Genomic DNA, 17905 nt, shown 5'->3' with positions numbered 1-17905 from the left:
GCAAGCCAGACGCTTTGATATGTCCATTTTCCCCGGACGATAAGGAGATCGCGCGCATGGCTTTTCATACCTGGCAAATTGGGCTGGATATTCAGAATAGGCAGATTTGTGCCCTGGCCCTCCAGCCTCAACGTGATGGCTGGCAGCTACGCCACTGGTGGCAGCAGCGGCTGCCGCAAGATACGTTAAGAAACGGCGTGCTGCAATCTTCGCCTGAATTACTGGCGGCCTTAACCGCCTGGCGACAGCGCCTGCCACGGCGCTATTCGCTGCGCGTCGGTTTGCCGGTTCAGCTGGTATTACAGCGCCAGCTACCGCTCCCGGCACAGCCGCTGCACGAGCCGGCTCTGGGGCACTATGTGCAGGCGGCGGCACGGCGTCTTTTCCCGCTGGAGCCCACTGCGCTGGCGCTGGATTACCGACAGGATGCTGCGGGCGGACAGCTCTGTGTTACCGCCGCCCGGCTGGAGGTGATCGACCAGTGGGCAGCACCGCTGCTGCAGGCTGGATTAACGCCACAGGTGTTTGAACTGACCACTGAGGCGCTGAAACGGCTGGCTCAACAGGCCCGCTTACGCGCCGGCAGCGTGCTGGTGTTGCAGCAGGATGAGCGCTGGTTGTGGAGCGATGGGCAAACCGCTGCGGATGCGGGCGACGCGGCTTCGGTTGAGGCGTTGCAACAGCAGGCATTTCCGCAGGCCTCGCAGATACTGGCCTGTGCCTCGCAGTCCGTCACCTGGCCTGCAGTCGTGACACCGTTCTCACCCTTCGATCTGTTCCAGTATAAGCAGCCGCCGTTGCCCGCCAATCCGGGTGCATTCGCGCTGGCGGCCGGTCTGGCGCTGCGGATTAAGGATTGCTGATGGTGGCGGTCAATCTGCTGCCCTGGCGGCAGCGACGCGATTTGCAGCAGCAACGGCAAAGCCTGACGGTGCTGCTGCTGGTCGCCGTCAGTCTGATGCTGGTGGTGATTCTGCCGTTGTGGCGGATAAAGGCACTGCAGCAGCGGGCTGCAGTGGAAACCGCCACGGTGCAGCTGGCGCTGGACGATTTACTTGCGCGTTTAGCCCGGCAACAAGCGCTGATGGAACAGCTCGCGTTACAGCAAGCGCTGCGCCATAAACAGCAACAACAGGCGATGCAGCGGGCAGCCTGGCAGCAGTTCTGGCTGGATTTACCCGTGTTGCTGCCCGGGACCGCCTGGCTGAAGCGGCTGGAGAAACGCGACAGCCAGTTCACGCTGGAAGGCCAGGCGCAGGATATGCAGGCGATACGGCAATTTCGTCAACGGCTGGCGGCGCTGCCGCTGTTCAACCGGATAGCGCAGGGCCGCGTTCAGCGTCAGCCTGGCGGGGGATATCATTTTACTCTGCGGGCACAGCTTCAGGCGGTTGGCGATGAGTGAGTGGTGGACGGGCTGGTGGCAGCTAAAGGCAATGGCACGCTACGGCGCGCTGGCAGCTGCGGCCGCCGGTTTACTGATGCTGAGCTGGCTGGTGTGGCTGCGGCCGGAACTCAGGGCGCTGACAGCTGAACAGCAGCGCCTGAAGCCGCTGACCACGACGCTGCAGCTGCGCCAGCAGCAATGGCGTCAGAATCCGCCGAATGCGCTGCTGCAGGCTCAGTTGATATCACCCGCAGTGCGTTCTGCATCAGGAGCCTCAGGACAGGCGATAGAAATCCTCCTCACTTCACGACGCGACCAGCTGGAGCAGTGGCAGCCCGATACCCAGCCACGCACTCTGACGCTGCATCTGCAATGGCAGGAATTCCAGCCGCTGTTTACTGAACTTTTTCAGGCAGCGGCCCCGTTTCCGGCGCATTTCCTGCTGCTGGCACAGCCAGAGCATCTGGTGGCACAACTCTGGCTGGAGCCTGACGATGCGCCGTAGCCTGCTGATTCTGGTGCTGTGCTGCAGCAGCGCGCTGGCCCGCGATCCGTTTCAGCCGCTTGCCGGGGCCGCCTGCCTGCCAGCGGCAGAACCGCTGACCGGCTGGCGTCTGCAGGGGATCGTTGGTCGCGGATCACGTTTTCACGGCTGGCTGCTGACGCCGCAGGGGCAGGTGAGGACGATACGGGCCGGGCAACCTTTTGCACTGACGCCGTGGCAGCTCATTGCCATTGACCGGCGCAGCCTGACCTTAGCCATCAAAAACAGCTGCAGTGCACAACGTCATTCATTTTATTTAAAAGGAAGCCCGCATGAGAACTCTTCTGACGTTATTGCTGGCAGTCAGTTGCCTGTCGCCGGCCCGCGCCGCTGACGATCAGCGTCTCAGCCTGGCATTTGATAATGCGCCGGTTGAGCGCATTTTGCAGGCCCTGGCAGACTACCAGCAGATCAACCTGATTATTGCACCCGAGGTTGAGGGATCGTTGTCGCTGCGGCTGGATGATCTGCCGTGGCAGCAGGCACTGGATCTGGTGGCCCGGATGGCAAAGCTGACGCTGGTTGAGCACGAAAATGTACTGCTGGTCTATCCGGAAAGCTGGCAGCAGGCGCAACGGCAAGCTCGGGATGAACAGCAGAAAGAGCGGTTGCAACAGATGCCGCTGCAACAGCGCGCGGTGCTGCTGCATTATGCCAGCGCCAGCGAGGTACACCGCAGCCTGCTGAGTGAGCGCCAGTCACTGATGACCGCGCGCGGCAGCGTCACGGTCGATAAACGCACCAACACGCTGTTACTGCGTGATACGGCGGCGGCGTTGCAGCAAACGGAGCGCTGGCTAAAGGCGCTGGATCTGCCGCTGGAGCAGATTGAACTGGCGGCGCATATCGTGACCATCAGTGAAGAGCATTTACAGGAACTCGGCGTGAACTGGGGATTACAGGCTGGCGACGCGGCGGTCACGAATGTGCTTCATCATCCGCGGCTGGCGATTCCACTGGCGCTAAGTTCGCCCGGCGTGAGTGTCGGGATGGCGCTGGCGCGTATCGGCGGCCAGCTGCTGGATCTGGAGTTAAGCGCGCTGGAACAGGAGAACCAGATCGAAATTATCGCCAGTCCGCGTCTATTTACCTCGCATCAGCAAACGGCCTCGATTAAGCAGGGCACGGAAATTCCGTATGAAGTGTCGGCGGGCAACAGCGGCGCCACCAGTATTGAATTTAAAGAAGCAGTACTGGGCATGGAAGTCACGCCCAGCATTTCCGGCAATGGCCGTATCCAGCTCAACATTCACATCAGCCAGAACATGCCTGGCCGCAGCATCCGGACCGGCGATAGCGAGGTGCTCTCGATTGATAAACAGGAGATTGAAACTCAGGTCACGGTCAGGGATGGGCAGACGCTGGCGCTGGGCGGTATATTTCAGCAGCAGCGAACCCGGGGCGAAAATCGGGTGCCGTTACTGGGCAACCTGCCGCTGATCGGCGGGCTGTTTCGTCAGCAATCTGAGCAGCGTAAAAAACGGGAGCTGGTGATCTTCATCACGCCGCGATTGGTCAGGGAAGCAGCGCTTACGGCTGGATAAAACGGAAAATGCGTCCCAGAGGGCCATCCGAATTGACGCAGGGCAGGAATTAGCTTACAAGGTTTAGCGATTTTCAATACGGTGTAACCGTCTATGTTGGGTAAATCCCAGCAAACAGATCAGAAAATTCCTCTGTGAGCAGCGTTGTAAAGACGCAGCGCTGGCGCGTTACAGTTTCGCGAACCACAGGCCAATTCAGAAATGGATCAGCTGCAGGCAATATAATCGGTTGCCAAACAGCCTTGAGTGTTGAGATAATTTTTCGTCTGACTCTTGCTAACGCTCATGAGGTCTCAGTTCCTGTCCCGCCAGCAAATGCTGAACGCGGGGTATCATTAACGAATTCTTAGTAATACCGACAAAATGGCAGAGAAACGCAATATCTTTCTGGTTGGGCCGATGGGTGCCGGCAAAAGCACTATTGGTCGTCAGTTGGCTCAGCAACTCAACATGGAGTTCTTCGATTCCGATCAGGAAATTGAGCGACGCACCGGAGCGGATGTGGGCTGGGTTTTTGACGTCGAAGGCGAAGCTGGCTTTCGCGATCGCGAAGAAAAAATCATTAACGAACTGACTGAAAAGCAAGGCATCGTCCTGGCAACAGGCGGTGGCTCCGTCAAATCCCGGGAAACGCGTAATCGTCTCTCCGCCCGCGGCGTCGTGGTTTATCTTGAGACCACCATCGAAAAGCAACTGGCGCGCACTCAACGTGACAAAAAACGTCCGTTGCTGCAGGTGGATTCACCGCCGCGTGAAGTGCTTGAAGCGCTGGCTGGCGAACGTAACCCGCTTTACGAAGAGATCGCCGATGTGACTATTCGCACAGATGATCAAAGTGCGAAAGTGGTGGCGAACCAGATTATCCACATGTTGGAAAAAAGTTGATCCAACGTTCGAAGGCTCTTTAACAGGTATCGAGCATCATGGAGAAGATCACCGTCTCACTGGGGGAACGCAGTTACCCCATCACTATCGCCGCCGGACTGTTTAACGATCCGGCTTCTTTTTGGCCGCTGACCGCGGGCGAAAACGCCATGGTGGTGACTAACCAGACGCTGGCTCCGCTTTATCTCGACAAACTGTCAGCGCTACTGACGGCGGCGGGTGTGAAAGTGGATCAGGTGATTTTACCCGACGGCGAGCAGTACAAAACGCTGGCCGTGATGGATCAGGTCTTTACCGCTTTACTGAAAAAACCGCACGGTCGTGATACGACGCTGATCGCCCTGGGCGGTGGCGTTATTGGCGATCTTACCGGTTTTGCTGCGGCCAGTTATCAGCGTGGCGTGCGCTTTATTCAGGTGCCGACCACCTTACTGTCGCAGGTTGACTCTTCGGTTGGCGGCAAAACAGCCGTAAACCATCCGCTCGGCAAAAATATGATTGGCGCGTTTTATCAGCCCGCCTCGGTGGTGATTGATACCGCGTGTCTGCACTCGCTGCCGGCACGTGAACTGGCGTCCGGTCTGGCCGAAGTAATTAAGTACGGCATCATTCTTGATGGTGCGTTTTTCCAGTGGCTGGAGCAGAATCTTGACGCCTTGCTGGCGCTGGATGAACAGGCGCTGGCTTATTGCATTCGTCGCTGTTGTGAACTGAAAGCGGACGTGGTGGCTGCCGATGAACGGGAAACCGGACAGCGCGCACTGCTCAATCTGGGCCATACCTTTGGTCATGCCATTGAAGCGCAGATGGGCTACGGCAACTGGCTGCACGGTGAAGCAATTGCTGCAGGCATGGTGATGGCCGCGCGTACCGCTGAACGTCTGGGCCAGTTCAGCCCGCAACAGACTGAACGTATCATCACGCTGCTGCAGCGTGCCGGTTTACCGGTGCACGGTCCGCAGGAGATGAGCGCAGAGATGTACTTGCCTCATATGATGCGCGACAAGAAAGTACTGGCGGGTGAATTACGGCTGGTGCTTCCGTTGTCAATTGGCCGCTCTGAAGTGCGTGGCGGCGTGGCGCATGATATGGTGCTGGCTGCAATTAACGATTGCCAGAAATCTTGATATTAAGCAGTTAAGTGGTGACGCGGCGCGCCGGGTGCGCAGTGCGGAATGCCGCTTTACGGAGGAGGCATAATGGATGAGTTCAAACCGGAAGACGAGTTAAAACCTGACGCCAGTGACCGTCGTCCCTCGCGCCCACGTAAGGCGTCTACCGCAGCAAAAATACCGGTTTCACGCCAGCGCATCATGATGGGTGTGGGGATTCTGGTGCTGTTGTTACTGGTGCTGGGCATTGGTTCGGCGCTGAATGGCCCGGATGATAAGAAGCCCGCGACCGGCAGCAATGCGCCCGCCACTGGCGGTGGATCGAACAGCGAGAAAAATATTGATCTGACCGGCTCCTCTTCAATGTCGGGTGGGCAGACCTCTCCGACGGCGACCGAAAATAGCGCGCCGGCCAGTGGTGATGCGGCCAGCAACCCGCAGCGCGATGTCTCGATGCCGCCGGTGGCCTCAACGCCAACCCAGGCAGCCCCGGTTGATACGCCAGCCAATCAGCAGCGCGTCACTTTACCTGGCGATCTCAACAGCGCACTGACGAATCAGCAGCAGCAGGTCGACAGTGCCGCGACCGGCGCGCAAAATGGTAGCTCGCTGCCAACTGCGCCGGCCACCGTCAGTGGCAATGCCGGAACCGCAGCCAACCCGGTCACCGCCCCGGTCAGCCGTCAGACGCCGAACAAAGCGACGTCGCCGACGCGCCCTGCGCACGACGCCGGCCGCAAGACTGCCTCGAAGCCTGCGACTACCAGTGACAGCCGGACGCATACGACGCCAGCCCGCACGCCTACCGGCAATACCGCGGCCAGCAGTTCGGCCGCAGCCAGCAGCAGTTCAGCCAGCAAATCACTGCCAGGCGGCAGCTATACGCTGCAACTGAGCGGCGCGTCCAAAGCGGAAAGTCTGAATGCCTGGGCGAAAAAACAGAATCTGAGTGCGTATCACGTCTACAAAACCACCCGCAACGGTCAGTCGTGGTACGTGCTGGTGAGTGGATCATACGCAACACCGGCAGATGCCAAACGCGCTGTGGCATCGCTGCCAGCGGAAGTCCGGGCACAGAATCCGTGGGTTAAACCGGTTAGCCAGGTTAAGAAAGAAGCCAGTCAATAATTGATGTGGGGCCAGCGTTACTGGCCCCGTTTTAAGCGCAGATCTGCTGTCGGTCCAGCCACAGCCTCACAATAAGATGTAATAACCACGACAGCATGAAAAAAAATCGCGCTTTCCTGAAATGGGCAGGGGGAAAATTTCCCTTAGTAGAAGAGATCCATCGCTACCTGCCGCAAGGCGACTGTTTGATCGAGCCGTTTGTTGGTGCGGGATCGGTGTTTCTCAATACCGATTTTGATCGCTACCATCTTGCCGATATCAACAGCGATCTGATCAATCTCTACAACATTGTCAAAACGCGCACGGCGGATTTTATTCGTGACGCGCAGCTGCTGTTTACCCCGGAAGGTAACAACGAAGCCTGCTATTACCTGCGTCGTACCGAATTTAATCTCAGCACCGACGCCTACCAGCGCGCGCTGCTTTTCCTCTATCTGAATCGTCACTGTTACAACGGTTTATGCCGCTATAACCTGCGTGGCGAATTCAACGTGCCGTTTGGCCGCTATCGCAAACCCTACTTTCCGGAAGCAGAACTGTTATGGTTTGCCGAGCGCGCGCAAAAAGCGACGTTTGTCTGTGAATCGTACGATGTTACCCTGAACAATGCCGGTAAAGGCTCCGTGGTATATTGTGATCCGCCCTATGCGCCGCTGTCGGCGACGGCGAACTTCACGGCTTATCACACCAACAGTTTTAGCCTGCGCGAGCAGCAGCATCTGGCGACGTTAGCGGCACAGCTGGCCTCGTCAGAACACCGGATTCCGGTACTGATTTCTAACCACGACACTGCACTGACGCGTTTGTGGTATCAGGATGCAGTGTTACATGTGGTCAAAGCCCGGCGTTCCATTAGCCGAAGCATAGCCGGTCGCACTAAGGTCGACGAACTGCTGGCGCTCTATAGCTAGTCTGTTTCGTCCGCGACCAACGCATTACGCCAGCCTCAGGGCTGGCGCACAACAGTGGGAGAATCGGATGAAACAATATTTGCTGGCCCCTTCAATCCTTTCGGCGGACTTTGCTCGCCTGGGCGAAGATACCGCGAAAGCGCTGGAGGCCGGAGGCGACGTAGTTCACTTCGACGTGATGGATAACCACTATGTTCCCAACCTGACCATGGGACCGATGGTACTGAAAGCGTTGCGCGACTATGGCATCACCGCGCCGATCGATGTCCATCTGATGGTCAAACCGGTGGATGCGTTGATCCCCGAGTTCGCCCGTGCAGGCGCGACCTACATCACCTTTCATCCCGAAGCCAGCGAGCACGTTGATCGCACCCTGCAGCTGATTAAAGAACATGGCTGCAAAGCTGGGCTGGTATTCAATCCGGCAACCCCGCTGAGCTACCTCGATTACGTCATGGATAAGCTGGATATTATTCTGCTGATGTCGGTTAATCCGGGCTTTGGCGGCCAGTCGTTTATCCCTGGTACGCTGGATAAGCTGCGTGAAGCGCGCAAGCGTATCGATCAGAGCGGTTACAATATTCGTCTCGAAGTGGATGGTGGCGTGAAGATTGATAACATCGGTCAGATCGCGGCTGCTGGCGCCGACATGTTTGTCGCCGGTTCTGCCATCTTCGGTCACCCGGATTACAAAAAAGTGATCGACGAGATGCGTAACGAACTGGAGAAAGCCAATGGCTCATTTCACTGATATCCGGGCGCTGGCGTTTGACCTCGACGGCACGCTAGTCGATAGCGCGCCGGGTCTCGCTGAGGCGATCGATCGGACGCTGAAAGATCTCAGCCTGCCGGTCGCCGGCCTTGAGCGCGTCTCAACCTGGATTGGTAACGGAGCGGACATCATGATGTCGCGCGCCCTGACTTTTGCGCTGGGCCGTGAGCCGCAGCCGGACGAGCAGCACGATGCGCGTGCGCTGTTCGACAAACACTATGCTGACACGGTTGATGCGGGCAGCACGCTGTTCCCGCAGGTGAAGCAGACGCTGGCTGCGCTGCAGGCCACCGGTTTACCGCTGGCGATTGTCACCAATAAGCCGACGCCCTTTGTCGCGCCACTGCTTCAATCGCTTGGCATTGCAGAGGCTTTTTCGTTGATTATCGGCGGTGACGATGTGCCGGTGAAGAAACCGCATCCTGCCGCGATCTTTCTGGTGCTGGGGACCTTTGGTGTCCTGCCCGATCAGCTGCTGTTTGTCGGCGATTCGCGTAACGATATTCAGGCTGCCCAGGCGGCTGGCGTGCCCAATGTTGGCATGACCTATGGCTACAACTATGGCGAATCGATTGCCAGTAGCCAGCCCAACGTCACACTCGACTCTTTTGACCAACTTTTGCCCGCTCTCGGGCTGTAATTATCAGGACTTAAGCATGAGCAAACCCATTGTTTTCAGCGGCGCACAGCCGTCCGGCGAACTGACCATTGGCAACTATATGGGTGCGCTGCGTCAGTGGGTGCAGATGCAGGATGATTTCCACTGCATTTACTGCATCGTCGATCTGCACGCCATTACCGTTCGACAGGATCCCGTCGCGTTGCGTAAAGCCACGCTGGATACGCTGGCACTCTATCTCGCCTGCGGTATCGATCCGCAAAAGAGCACCATCTTTGTTCAGTCGCATGTGCCAGAGCACACCCAACTGAGCTGGATCCTTAACTGCTACGCCTATTTCGGTGAACTCAGCCGTATGACGCAGTTCAAGGATAAGTCGGCGCGTTACGAAGAGAACATCAATGCCGGCCTGTTCGATTATCCGGTGCTGATGGCGGCTGATATTCTGCTCTATCAGACCCATCAGGTCCCGGTTGGTGAAGATCAGAAACAGCATCTGGAGCTGAGCCGCGATATCGCCCATCGCTTCAATGCGCTGTATGGCGACGTTTTCAAAGTGCCAGAGCCGTTTATTCCGAAGTCAGGCGCGCGCGTCATGTCGCTGCTGGAACCGACGAAGAAAATGTCCAAGTCGGATGAAAACCGTAATAACGTGATCGGCCTGCTGGAAGATCCGAAATCGGTCGTGAAGAAAATCAAGCGCGCGGTAACCGACTCCGAAGAGCCGCCAGTGGTGCGCTACGACGTGAAAGAGAAAGCGGGCGTCTCTAACCTGCTGGATATTTTGTCGGGTGTGACCGGAAAAAGCATCGTTGAGCTGGAGCAGGAGTTCGAAGGCAAGATGTATGGCCACCTGAAAGGGGCGGTAGCGGATTCGGTCTCAGGCATGCTGTCCGAGCTGCAGGAACGCTACCATCGTTTCCGTAACGACGACGCGTTGCTGGAGCAGGTGATGCGTGACGGTGCGGCGAAAGCCCGTGCCCAGGCGCAGGAAACCCTGAAGAAAGTCTACGAAGCAGTCGGCTTTGTCGCCATGCCGTAACGGCATTGCCAACAGCACAGACGGCGGACTTATAGCCCGCCGTTTTCTTATGCGTTGCTCAACCGTTAAAACCAGCGCAGCTTATCGCGCAGGCTGACCACGCTGCCGATGATCATCAGGCTCGGGCTGCTGACCTGTTGCGCCAGCGCTGCCAGTTCGGTCAGGGTGCCGGTGACCACGCGCTGACGGGGGCTGGTACCGTTTTCTACCAGCGCGACCGGCATATCGCTGCGCATACCGTGCTGCAGCAGCTGATGCTGAATCTCTGCGGCCTGCGTCAGCCCCATATAAAACACCAGCGTTTGCTGCTCCGCCGCCAGCGTCTGCCAGCAGAGCGTTCCCTCTTTCTGCAGATGCCCGGTGACCAGCCTGACGCTTTGTGCATGATCGCGGTGGGTCAGGGGAATGCCGCTGTACGCCGCACAGCCTGAGGCCGCCGTGATGCCGGGCACCACGCTGAACGGGATCTGGTGCTGCGCCAGCATCTCCAGCTCTTCGCCACCGCGGCCAAAGATAAACGGATCGCCGCCTTTCAGCCGCACCACCCGTTTACCGCGCTGCGCCTGCTCCAGCAACAGCTGGTTGATCGCCTCCTGCGGGACGCAGTGGTGACCGGCGCGCTTGCCGACAAAGATACGCTCGGCATCGCGTCGCACCAGGTTAAGCACCTGTTCAGAGACCAGCCGGTCATACACCACGATATCTGCCTGCTGGATCTGTTGCAGCCCTTTCAGCGTCAGCAAACCGGCATCACCGGGACCGGCACCCACCAGCGTCACTTCACCCTGCGTCGGCAAATCCGCCGCAAACAGCGCCTCAGTTAACTGCTGAGCACGTTCGCCATCGCCGTTTGCCAGGGTTTGCGCCAGCCGCTCACTGCTAAAAAAACGCTCCCAGAAGTGTCGGCGTACGGCAATCGATGCAAACTGCTGCTTTACCCGCGCCCGTAAGCTGCCTGCCCGCTGCGCCAGTTGGCCCAGATGTTGCGGCAACATTGCTTCCAGTTTCTCCCGCAGTAAGCGGGCCAGCACCGGCGCACGGCCACCCGATGAGACCGCCACCATCAGCGGCGAACGGTCAATGATGGAGGGCATGATGGCGCTGGCCTGTTGCGGCGCATCGACCAGGTTGCAGAAAATTCGCTGACGTTCGGCCACCGCTGCCACCTGCTGATTGACCGCATCATCGTTGGTAGCGGCTACTACCAGCCAGCAATCGGTCAGCCAGTGCGGATCAAACTCGCCGGGCAACAGGGTCACGGCTTGCTGCTGCGCCCATTGCCGGAAGGCGGGCGAGAAGTCGCGTGCGCCAACCCACAGATCGGCCCCGGCCTCCAGCAGCAGGCGGGCTTTGCGCTCAGCCACTTCGCCCGCGCCAACCAGCAGGCAACGTTTGCCCTGCAGCCGACAAAACAGCGGGAAATAGTCCATAAGCGGTCCTCAAAAAAAAGCCCGCCAGCGGCGGGCAGTAGACGGGAATCAGAGACAGACTTCGACCTGGCCCGCATTCACCCGCACCGGATACGCTGCCACTGAGCGCGTTTCATCTTCCATGCAATAGCCATCGCAAAGACGAAAGTGCTGTTTTTTCAGCGGGCTGGCGACCCATAACGTTGACTGATGCTCGGCGATAATGCCGCGCGATAACACGCTGGCCTCGGCAAACGGGTCGATATTGCTGATGGCATACAGTTGCTCATCGTTCCGTGGACGAAAGATAGCAATCTGCTGACCTTTCACCAGTGCGCAAACACCGGTGGCGGGCAGGATTTGTGTCAGCTGACACACTGCATTCCACTGGCTCATTATTCAGTCTCCTCAATCAGGGTGACGGCGATGCGTTCTTCAGGGCGCGCCGGACGATGCTGATCGCGTTCGGCCACCACCTGTATCGCCGGATCGCGCTGCGATGAGTTAATAAAGTGAGCGAAGTGCGTCAGGTTGCTGTTCTCTTCGAGCGTAGCTTTCCACTCGCAGTGGACGCTGGCACGCAGCCGCTTCATTTCCTGCTCGAGATGGCTGTTGAGGCCCAGCTTATCGTCAACGATCACTTTACGCAGATAGTCGATACCGCCTTCCAGACTCTCCAGCCACGTTGAGGTACGCTGCAGGCGATCGGCGGTGCGGATATAGAACATCATGAAGCGGTCGAGATAGGTCATCAGCGTCTGCTGATCGAGATCCGCTGCCAGCAGATCACCATGGCGCGGTTTCATGCCGCCGTTGCCGCAGACGTAGAGATTCCAGCCTTTTTCGGTGGCGATGATGCCGACATCTTTAGCCTGGGCTTCCGAACACTCACGGGTACAGCCGGAGACGCCAAACTTCATTTTATGCGGGGTGCGAATGCCTTTGTAGCGATTCTCCAGCATCACGCCAAAGCCGAGGCTGTCGCCCACGCCATAGCGGCACCAGGTGCTGCCAATACAGGTTTTTGCCATGCGCAGCGCTTTGGCGTAGGCCTGGCCGCTCTCAAAGCCCGCAGCAATCAGCTCAGACCAGATGGCGGGCAAATCCTCTTTGCGGGCACCGAACATGCCGATGCGCTGTGAGCCGGTAATTTTGGTGTAGAGCTGGTAGCGTTCGGCAATATCGCCCACCGCTTTCAATCCCTGCGGCGAGATTTCACCGCCCGGCGAACGCGGGATCACCGAATAGGTACCGTCTTTCTGGATATTGCCGAGATAGAGATCGTTGCTGTCCTGTAGCGGGGCATGTTGTGGCTTGAGCACATACTCATTCCAGCACGAAGCGAGCAGGGAACCGACCGTCGGTTTACACACTTCACAGCCGTAGCCCTGACCATATTTCGCCAGCAAATCGTCAAACGTCTTGATCTCTTCGACCTGAATCAGGTGATACAGCTCCTGACGCGAATAAGCGAAGTGTTCGCAAAGATGGTTATTGACCTCAATTCCCTGACGGCTCAGTTCGCTGTTCAGTACCTGAGTAATCAATGGAATACAGCCGCCGCAGCCGGTGCCGGCGCGGGTGGCGCTTTTCAGCGCCGCTACCGTGTGGCAGCCAGCCTGTACCGCGTTAATGATGTCGCCTTTGCTGACGTCAAAGCAGGAACAAATTTGCGCGCTGTCGGGCAGCGAGTCGACCCCGATGGCCGGTTTTTCGCCGCTGCCGGCCGGTAAAATCAGCGCTTCCGGATTGGCGGGCAGCGGTATCGCATTCAGCACCAGCTGCAGCAGGTTGCCGTAGTCGCTGGTATCGCCCACCAGCACTGCGCCGAGCAGGGTTTGCTGATCTTCGCTGAGAATTAAACGTTTGTAGATCGATTTACTCTCATCCAGCCACACCACGCTGCGTGCGCCTGGCGTGGTGCCACGCGCATCACCAATGCCGCCCACATCGACACCCAGCAATTTCAGTTTGGCGCTCATGTCGGCACCGGTGAAGGCGTTGGGGCGGCCCAGCAGGGTATCGCTGGCGACCTGCGCCATTTTGTAGCCTGGTGCTACCAGTCCGTAGACCCGGTTCTGCCAGGCGGCGCATTCACCGATGGCGTAGATGTCGCTATCGCTGGTCAGGCACTGATCATTAATGGCGATGCCACCGCGCGGCCCCAGTGCTAATCCACACTGTTTTGCCAGCTTGTCCTGCGGCCGGATACCGGTCGAGAAGACGATGAAATCGACCTCCAGCTCGCTGCCATCGGCAAATTGCAGCGTTTTACCGCCGTTTTCATGATGGTGGATCTGTTGGGTATTTTTACCGGTATGTACCCGCACGCCCATCTGCTCGATTTTACGGCGTAACTGCTCGCCGCCTTGCCGATCGAGCTGTTCAGCCATCAGCACCGGCGCGAATTCAATCACATGGGTTTCGACGCCGAGATTTTTCAGCGCGCCCGCCGCTTCCAGTCCCAGCAGTCCACCGCCGATTACCGCACCGCGTTTGCTGCGGCGCGAGCAGGCTTCGATAGCGTTAAGATCTTCGATGGTGCGGTAGACAAAGCAGTCGCTGCCTTCTGCGCCGTTAATCGGCGGGATCCACGGATAAGATCCGGTGGCGAACACCAGCGTGTCGTAATGCACCGCGCGGCCGGTATTGGAGTGAATCAGCTTCTCGTCGCGGTTGATGGTAATGGCGCGTTCACCCAGCAGCAGGTTGACCTGATGCCGCTCATAATACCCGTCGCGAACCAGAGATAGCTCTTCGGCTGTGTGGTGAGAGAAGTAAGCGGAAAGGTGGACACGATCGTAGGCGACACGCGGCTCTTCACAAAAGACGGTTAGCGAAAACTGGTCAGGTTCAGCCTTCTCAAGTAATTCTTCTATAAAACGGTGCCCGACCATGCCGTTACCGATAATGACGACATTGTGCTTGCTCATTTTTGCCTCAAATTTACGATATCTGCGGCTACAATAGCGCGCCATTTCTGGCGCTCATTGATATACATCAACCGCTCCTTCATATACCTATTTAGAGGTAGGTGGTTGATTTGAATTAACTTTATCCGGCAAGCCTGTAAAGGGGTTAAGGGCGTTGTCCGCGACGCGGTGAATCGTGCTAGTTTTAACCGCAGACGGTTAACCGGAAAAGGAGCGGCTAATGGCTTCACTTAAGTGGATTAATAACGTGCGTTTACCCTGGCGAGAGGGCTTATGGCAGATTGAAATTGCCGACGGTCACATTGCCCGTATCACTCCCCAGCCGCAGCAGGCGACGCCGGTGGAGGCATCGCTGGACGGTGAGGGCGGCCTCGCCAGTGCGCCGTTCATTGAACCGCATATTCATCTTGATACCACCCAGACTGCCGGTGAACCGACCTGGAATCAGTCCGGTACGCTATTTGAAGGCATTGAGCGCTGGGCTGAGCGCAAGGCGCTGCTCAGTCATCAGGACGTGAAGCAGCGGGCATTACAGACGCTGAAATGGCAGATCGCCAACGGCATTCAGTTTGTCCGTACCCATGTCGACGTCTCCGACCCCAGCCTGACCGCGTTAAAAGCGATGCTGGAGCTGAAAGAAGAGGTGGCACCGTGGATAACCCTGCAGATTGTCGCTTTTCCGCAGGAGGGCATTCTCTCTTATCCCAATGGTGAAGCGTTGCTGGAAGAAGCATTGCGGCTCGGCGCAGATGTCGTCGGGGCGATTCCGCATTACGAATTCACCCGCGAATATGGCGTTGAGTCACTGCACAAAACTTTTGCGCTGGCCAACCGCTACGACAAGCTGATTGATGTGCACTGCGATGAAATTGACGATGAGCAGTCGCGCTTTGTCGAAACCGTGGCGGCGCTGGCGCATCGTGACGGTAACGGCGCGCGGGTCACCGCCAGCCACACTACCGCTATGCACTCTTATAACGGTGCCTACACCTCGCGGCTGTTCCGTCTGTTAAAACTGTCAGGCATTAATTTTGTCGCTAATCCGCTGGTTAACATTCATCTGCAGGGCCGTTTCGACCACTATCCTAAGCGGCGCGGCATTACGCGGGTGAAAGAGATGCTGGAGGCGGAGATTAACGTCTGCTTCGGGCACGATGATGTGTTTGATCCCTGGTATCCGCTGGGCACCGCGAACATGCTGCAGGTGCTGCATATGGGATTGCACGTCTGCCAGTTGATGGGTTACGAACAGATTGATGCCGGCTTAGATCTGATTACCCATAACAGTGCCAGAACTCTGCAGCTTTCCGGCTACGGTATTCAGAGCGGCCACGAGGCCAGCCTGATCATTCTGCCTGCCGAGAGCGGCTTTGATGCGGTAAGAAGACAGGTTCCGGTGCGCTATTCACTGCGTCGCGGTGAAGTGATTGCGGCAACCAGACCGGCTGAGAGTGAGATTTACTGGCGGGAGCAGGAGCGCGTCGACTTCCGGCGCTGACAAGCAGGGCGGCGAAGGATCGCCGCCCGGCGAGATTAATGGGTGACGTGACCGTGCGAACGATGTTTGGTCACCAGTCCCAGCAGGACACACATGACAAACACCACCGCATACAGACCGTTAGCGGTGACCAGCGCGGTGTGCACGCCGCTCTTCTCGACGATAGGCGCGGTAACCACAAAGGTCAGCATGGTGCCGACGGTGCCGCAGGTCAGAATGAAGTTCACCAGTTTTGGTGAAGCTACTTTGGTTTGCAGCGAGCCGAGCGTGATGATGGTGGTGTAAATCGCGCTGGAGCTAAAGCCCAGAACCATGATGATCCACTTCAGCATGCCGGCATCCTGGCTGCTGACGAACCAGTACATCAGCAGCGTCGCCAGGCCAGCCAGCACCATCAGGATACGTTGCAGATCGAAGAAGCGCAGCAGGAAGCTGAACGCCCACATTCCGACCATATAGGCGGTCCAGAAGCTGCCAACCAGCTGTCCGGCATTATCGATATTCATGCCCATCACTTTGGTGGCGTATTCCGGTACCCACGAGATAAAACCGAGCTGACCGAGGATGTAGCACAGGGCGGCAACCGCGAGCAGCAGCACGCCAACGCCCCATTTTTCCTTTTCAACTGTCGGGCTGTTTTCCGGCTTGCGCAGTACCGGGAACTCGACAAACAGCGTCATGATGAAAATCGCCACATAGATGAAGCCGATGCAGACATAAACCCAGTACCATGGCAGTTGACGTGCCAGCAGGATACCTGCCAGCACCGGGAACAGCGTGCCCGCCATGCTGAAGAAGGAGTCGGTAAACAGCAGACGTGATCCGCGCTGGCGACCTTCATACATGTGGGTAATCAGGAACGTCCCGATCGACATGGTAATGCCGCTGACCACACCCAGCACGAACATGCAGAGCGAGAAGATGCTGAGATCGCGGCTGGTCATTAAGCCAATGATCGCCAGCACCATCAGGACGAAACCGAAAATCAGCTGGCGCTTGAGTGGCACGATCACCATCAGCCAGGCATTGAGGAAAACGGCGGCCAGGATCCCGCTGTTCAGGAAGGTGAAGGTGTTACTCATGCTGGAGATGGGGATCTGGAAATCTTTCGCGATATCGCCCATTACCATGCCGGTAACGATTACCAATGCGCCGGTAAGCGCATACGAAAAGAAGCTTATCCAGGTAAGGCCGATACGATTACGGTTTGTCATGTTCTGAACCTGTTAGGAAACCGGTGGCAAAAAGTGTCAGAAAGTGTAAACGGAACTGTGATCTTAATAAACAACCAGTGAAACTGGAGATCTACATTTCATGTGTTGTGTGATTTTAATCACGCATTTGCCGGGTTTTATCGATTGCTCGCGCTTTTTAAGCCGCAGCGTAAATATAGGTAAAACGCTGGCTCTTGTATTACATGCTCTTTACAATCAATCACGTTTTTGAGCTAGCTCTCCAAGGTAAGGAATCTTTCATGTTTAAACGTACTTTAACAGCGGCAATTACCCTGTTAGCGCTCTCATCTGTTTCTGCCTCGGCCCTGGCCGCAAAAGGCGATACCCATGTTCTGCTCACCACCTCCGCCGGCAATATCGAACTCGAACTGAATGACCAAAAAGCGCCGGTCTCGGTGAAAAACTTTGTTGATTACGTCAACAGTGGCTTCTACAACAACACCATTTTTCATCGCGTGATCCCAGGCTTTATGGTGCAGGGCGGCGGCTTTACCACCGACATGCAGCAGAAGCAGACCAATGCGCCGATCAAAAATGAGGCGGATAACGGCCTGCGTAACCTGCGCGGCACCATCTCAATGGCCCGTACCGCCGATAAAGACAGCGCCACCAGCCAGTTCTTCCTCAACGTGGCCGATAACGCCTTCCTCGACCATGGCCAGCGTGATTTTGGCTATGCGGTATTCGGTAAGATTGTGAAAGGTCAGGATGTGGCTGAAAAAATTTCTCAGGTACCGACCAAAGATGTCGGTCCTTACCAGAATGTCCCGTCTAAACCGGTAGTTATCCTCTCCGCTAAAGTTCTGCCTTAATGCTTCATGCCGCCATCTGTCGATGGCGGCGCTTTCCCGCATCCGGCAAAGCCAGAAAATGCTCTTATACTTAG

General features: G+C 57.2%; 18 protein-coding genes. 14 read left to right on the top strand and 4 right to left on the bottom strand.

Annotation, left to right across the window (positions count from 1 at the left end; genetic code table 11):
• Positions 1 to 56 precede the first annotated feature (56 nt).
• The 12 genes from pilM (at position 57) to trpS (ending at position 9944) form a co-directional block, all read left to right on the top strand.
• Positions 57 to 863 (top strand): type IV pilus biogenesis protein PilM, encoded by an 807-nt coding sequence (gene pilM / locus FHW04_RS08865; RefSeq protein ID WP_089562395.1) that lies wholly within the window; start codon positions 57 to 59, stop codon positions 861 to 863.
• Entirely contained in the window at positions 863 to 1405 is a 543-nt protein-coding gene (locus tag FHW04_RS08860; protein ID WP_089562394.1) for a PilN domain-containing protein, read from the top strand. Before pilM ends, FHW04_RS08860 begins: the two co-directional genes overlap by 1 nt.
• Positions 1398 to 1892, top strand: a complete 495-nt coding sequence (locus tag FHW04_RS08855) for a hypothetical protein (RefSeq protein ID WP_089562393.1) — start codon at positions 1398 to 1400, stop codon at positions 1890 to 1892. The genes FHW04_RS08860 and FHW04_RS08855 overlap by 8 nt, the downstream gene beginning before the upstream one ends.
• Positions 1882 to 2265, top strand: a complete 384-nt coding sequence (locus tag FHW04_RS08850; protein WP_089562392.1) for a HofP DNA utilization family protein — start codon at positions 1882 to 1884, stop codon at positions 2263 to 2265. Before FHW04_RS08855 ends, FHW04_RS08850 begins: the two co-directional genes overlap by 11 nt.
• Positions 2204 to 3475, top strand: coding sequence for a DNA uptake porin HofQ (hofQ, locus tag FHW04_RS08845; protein WP_072051026.1), 1272 nt, complete (start codon positions 2204 to 2206; stop codon positions 3473 to 3475). Before FHW04_RS08850 ends, hofQ begins: the two co-directional genes overlap by 62 nt.
• 363 nt (positions 3476 to 3838) lie before the next feature.
• Positions 3839 to 4360, top strand: coding sequence for a shikimate kinase AroK (gene aroK / locus FHW04_RS08840; RefSeq protein ID WP_003852989.1), 522 nt, complete (start codon positions 3839 to 3841; stop codon positions 4358 to 4360).
• Between the two features lie 38 nt (positions 4361 to 4398).
• Positions 4399 to 5487, top strand: a complete 1089-nt coding sequence (aroB, locus tag FHW04_RS08835) for a 3-dehydroquinate synthase (protein WP_089562391.1) — start codon at positions 4399 to 4401, stop codon at positions 5485 to 5487.
• A 72-nt stretch (positions 5488 to 5559) separates the two neighbouring features.
• Positions 5560 to 6600, top strand: coding sequence for an SPOR domain-containing protein (locus FHW04_RS08830; RefSeq protein WP_089562390.1), 1041 nt, complete (start codon positions 5560 to 5562; stop codon positions 6598 to 6600).
• A 95-nt stretch (positions 6601 to 6695) separates the two neighbouring features.
• Positions 6696 to 7511 carry an adenine-specific DNA-methyltransferase gene (gene dam / locus FHW04_RS08825; protein WP_031376790.1) on the top strand — a complete coding sequence of 272 codons (816 nt, stop codon included), beginning with the start codon at positions 6696 to 6698 and terminating at the stop codon, positions 7509 to 7511.
• Positions 7512 to 7578: 67 nt separating this feature from the next.
• Positions 7579 to 8262 carry a ribulose-phosphate 3-epimerase gene (gene rpe / locus FHW04_RS08820; protein WP_031376791.1) on the top strand — a complete coding sequence of 228 codons (684 nt, stop codon included), beginning with the start codon at positions 7579 to 7581 and terminating at the stop codon, positions 8260 to 8262.
• Positions 8246 to 8923, top strand: a complete 678-nt coding sequence (locus FHW04_RS08815) for a phosphoglycolate phosphatase (protein ID WP_031376792.1) — start codon at positions 8246 to 8248, stop codon at positions 8921 to 8923. Before rpe ends, FHW04_RS08815 begins: the two co-directional genes overlap by 17 nt.
• 16 nt (positions 8924 to 8939) lie before the next feature.
• Positions 8940 to 9944, top strand: coding sequence for a tryptophan--tRNA ligase (gene trpS, locus FHW04_RS08810; protein ID WP_031376793.1), 1005 nt, complete (start codon positions 8940 to 8942; stop codon positions 9942 to 9944).
• 65 nt (positions 9945 to 10009) lie between these two features.
• On the opposite strand, the gene cysG is transcribed toward trpS, so the two are convergent.
• The 3 genes from cysG to nirB are packed head-to-tail and all read right to left on the bottom strand — an operon-like array spanning position 10010 to position 14286.
• Positions 10010 to 11374 (bottom strand): siroheme synthase CysG, encoded by a 1365-nt coding sequence (gene cysG, locus FHW04_RS08805; protein ID WP_089562389.1) that lies wholly within the window; start codon positions 11372 to 11374, stop codon positions 10010 to 10012.
• 48 nt (positions 11375 to 11422) lie between these two features.
• Complete coding sequence (gene nirD, locus FHW04_RS08800) at positions 11423 to 11749, bottom strand: nitrite reductase small subunit NirD (RefSeq protein ID WP_031376795.1); 327 nt, start codon at positions 11747 to 11749, stop codon at positions 11423 to 11425.
• Positions 11749 to 14286, bottom strand: a complete 2538-nt coding sequence (gene nirB / locus FHW04_RS08795; RefSeq protein WP_089562401.1) for a nitrite reductase large subunit NirB — start codon at positions 14284 to 14286, stop codon at positions 11749 to 11751. The genes nirD and nirB overlap by 1 nt, the downstream gene beginning before the upstream one ends.
• Positions 14287 to 14506: 220 nt before the next feature.
• Here nirB and FHW04_RS08790 point away from each other — a divergent pair, with 220 nt between their 5' ends.
• A complete protein-coding gene (locus FHW04_RS08790; RefSeq protein WP_089562388.1) occupies positions 14507 to 15784 on the top strand; it encodes a cytosine deaminase in 1278 nt (425 codons plus the stop codon).
• A 35-nt stretch (positions 15785 to 15819) separates the two neighbouring features.
• Here the strand turns inward: FHW04_RS08790 and tsgA are convergent, their stop codons facing one another.
• Complete coding sequence (gene tsgA / locus FHW04_RS08785; protein ID WP_031376798.1) at positions 15820 to 16998, bottom strand: MFS transporter TsgA; 1179 nt, start codon at positions 16996 to 16998, stop codon at positions 15820 to 15822.
• A 260-nt stretch (positions 16999 to 17258) separates the two neighbouring features.
• Between tsgA and ppiA the strand changes: the two genes are divergently transcribed.
• On the top strand, positions 17259 to 17831 hold the full coding sequence (gene ppiA, locus FHW04_RS08780; RefSeq protein ID WP_031376799.1) for a peptidylprolyl isomerase A: 573 nt from the start codon (positions 17259 to 17261) through the stop codon (positions 17829 to 17831).
• The last annotated feature ends 74 nt before the right edge of the window (positions 17832 to 17905 follow it).

Origin of the sequence: Pantoea sp. AN62, assembly GCF_050432985.1 — a bacterium.
Taxonomy (GTDB): Bacteria; Pseudomonadota; Gammaproteobacteria; order Enterobacterales; family Enterobacteriaceae; genus Pantoea; species Pantoea brenneri.
This window is presented reverse-complemented; position numbering and strand designations above follow the sequence as displayed.

Bases quoted from the DNA above. Each gene is read 5' to 3' on its own strand.
- nirD (WP_031376795.1), bottom strand. From the start codon at position 11,749: ATGAGCCAGTGGAATGCAGTGTGTCAGCTGACACAAATCCTGCCCGCC.
- tsgA (WP_031376798.1), bottom strand. From the start codon at position 16,998: ATGACAAACCGTAATCGTATCGGCCTTACCTGGATAAGCTTCTTTTCG.
- dam (WP_031376790.1), top strand. From the start codon at position 6,696: ATGAAAAAAAATCGCGCTTTCCTGAAATGGGCAGGGGGAAAATTTCCC.
- ppiA (WP_031376799.1), top strand. From the start codon at position 17,259: ATGTTTAAACGTACTTTAACAGCGGCAATTACCCTGTTAGCGCTCTCA.
- FHW04_RS08790 (WP_089562388.1), top strand. From the start codon at position 14,507: ATGGCTTCACTTAAGTGGATTAATAACGTGCGTTTACCCTGGCGAGAG.
- FHW04_RS08860 (WP_089562394.1), top strand. From the start codon at position 863: ATGGTGGCGGTCAATCTGCTGCCCTGGCGGCAGCGACGCGATTTGCAG.
- pilM (WP_089562395.1), top strand. From the start codon at position 57: ATGGCTTTTCATACCTGGCAAATTGGGCTGGATATTCAGAATAGGCAG.
- FHW04_RS08850 (WP_089562392.1), top strand. From the start codon at position 1,882: ATGCGCCGTAGCCTGCTGATTCTGGTGCTGTGCTGCAGCAGCGCGCTG.
- FHW04_RS08830 (WP_089562390.1), top strand. From the start codon at position 5,560: ATGGATGAGTTCAAACCGGAAGACGAGTTAAAACCTGACGCCAGTGAC.
- cysG (WP_089562389.1), bottom strand. From the start codon at position 11,374: ATGGACTATTTCCCGCTGTTTTGTCGGCTGCAGGGCAAACGTTGCCTG.
- rpe (WP_031376791.1), top strand. From the start codon at position 7,579: ATGAAACAATATTTGCTGGCCCCTTCAATCCTTTCGGCGGACTTTGCT.
- FHW04_RS08855 (WP_089562393.1), top strand. From the start codon at position 1,398: ATGAGTGAGTGGTGGACGGGCTGGTGGCAGCTAAAGGCAATGGCACGC.
- hofQ (WP_072051026.1), top strand. From the start codon at position 2,204: ATGAGAACTCTTCTGACGTTATTGCTGGCAGTCAGTTGCCTGTCGCCG.
- aroB (WP_089562391.1), top strand. From the start codon at position 4,399: ATGGAGAAGATCACCGTCTCACTGGGGGAACGCAGTTACCCCATCACT.
- trpS (WP_031376793.1), top strand. From the start codon at position 8,940: ATGAGCAAACCCATTGTTTTCAGCGGCGCACAGCCGTCCGGCGAACTG.
- nirB (WP_089562401.1), bottom strand. From the start codon at position 14,286: ATGAGCAAGCACAATGTCGTCATTATCGGTAACGGCATGGTCGGGCAC.
- FHW04_RS08815 (WP_031376792.1), top strand. From the start codon at position 8,246: ATGGCTCATTTCACTGATATCCGGGCGCTGGCGTTTGACCTCGACGGC.
- aroK (WP_003852989.1), top strand. From the start codon at position 3,839: ATGGCAGAGAAACGCAATATCTTTCTGGTTGGGCCGATGGGTGCCGGC.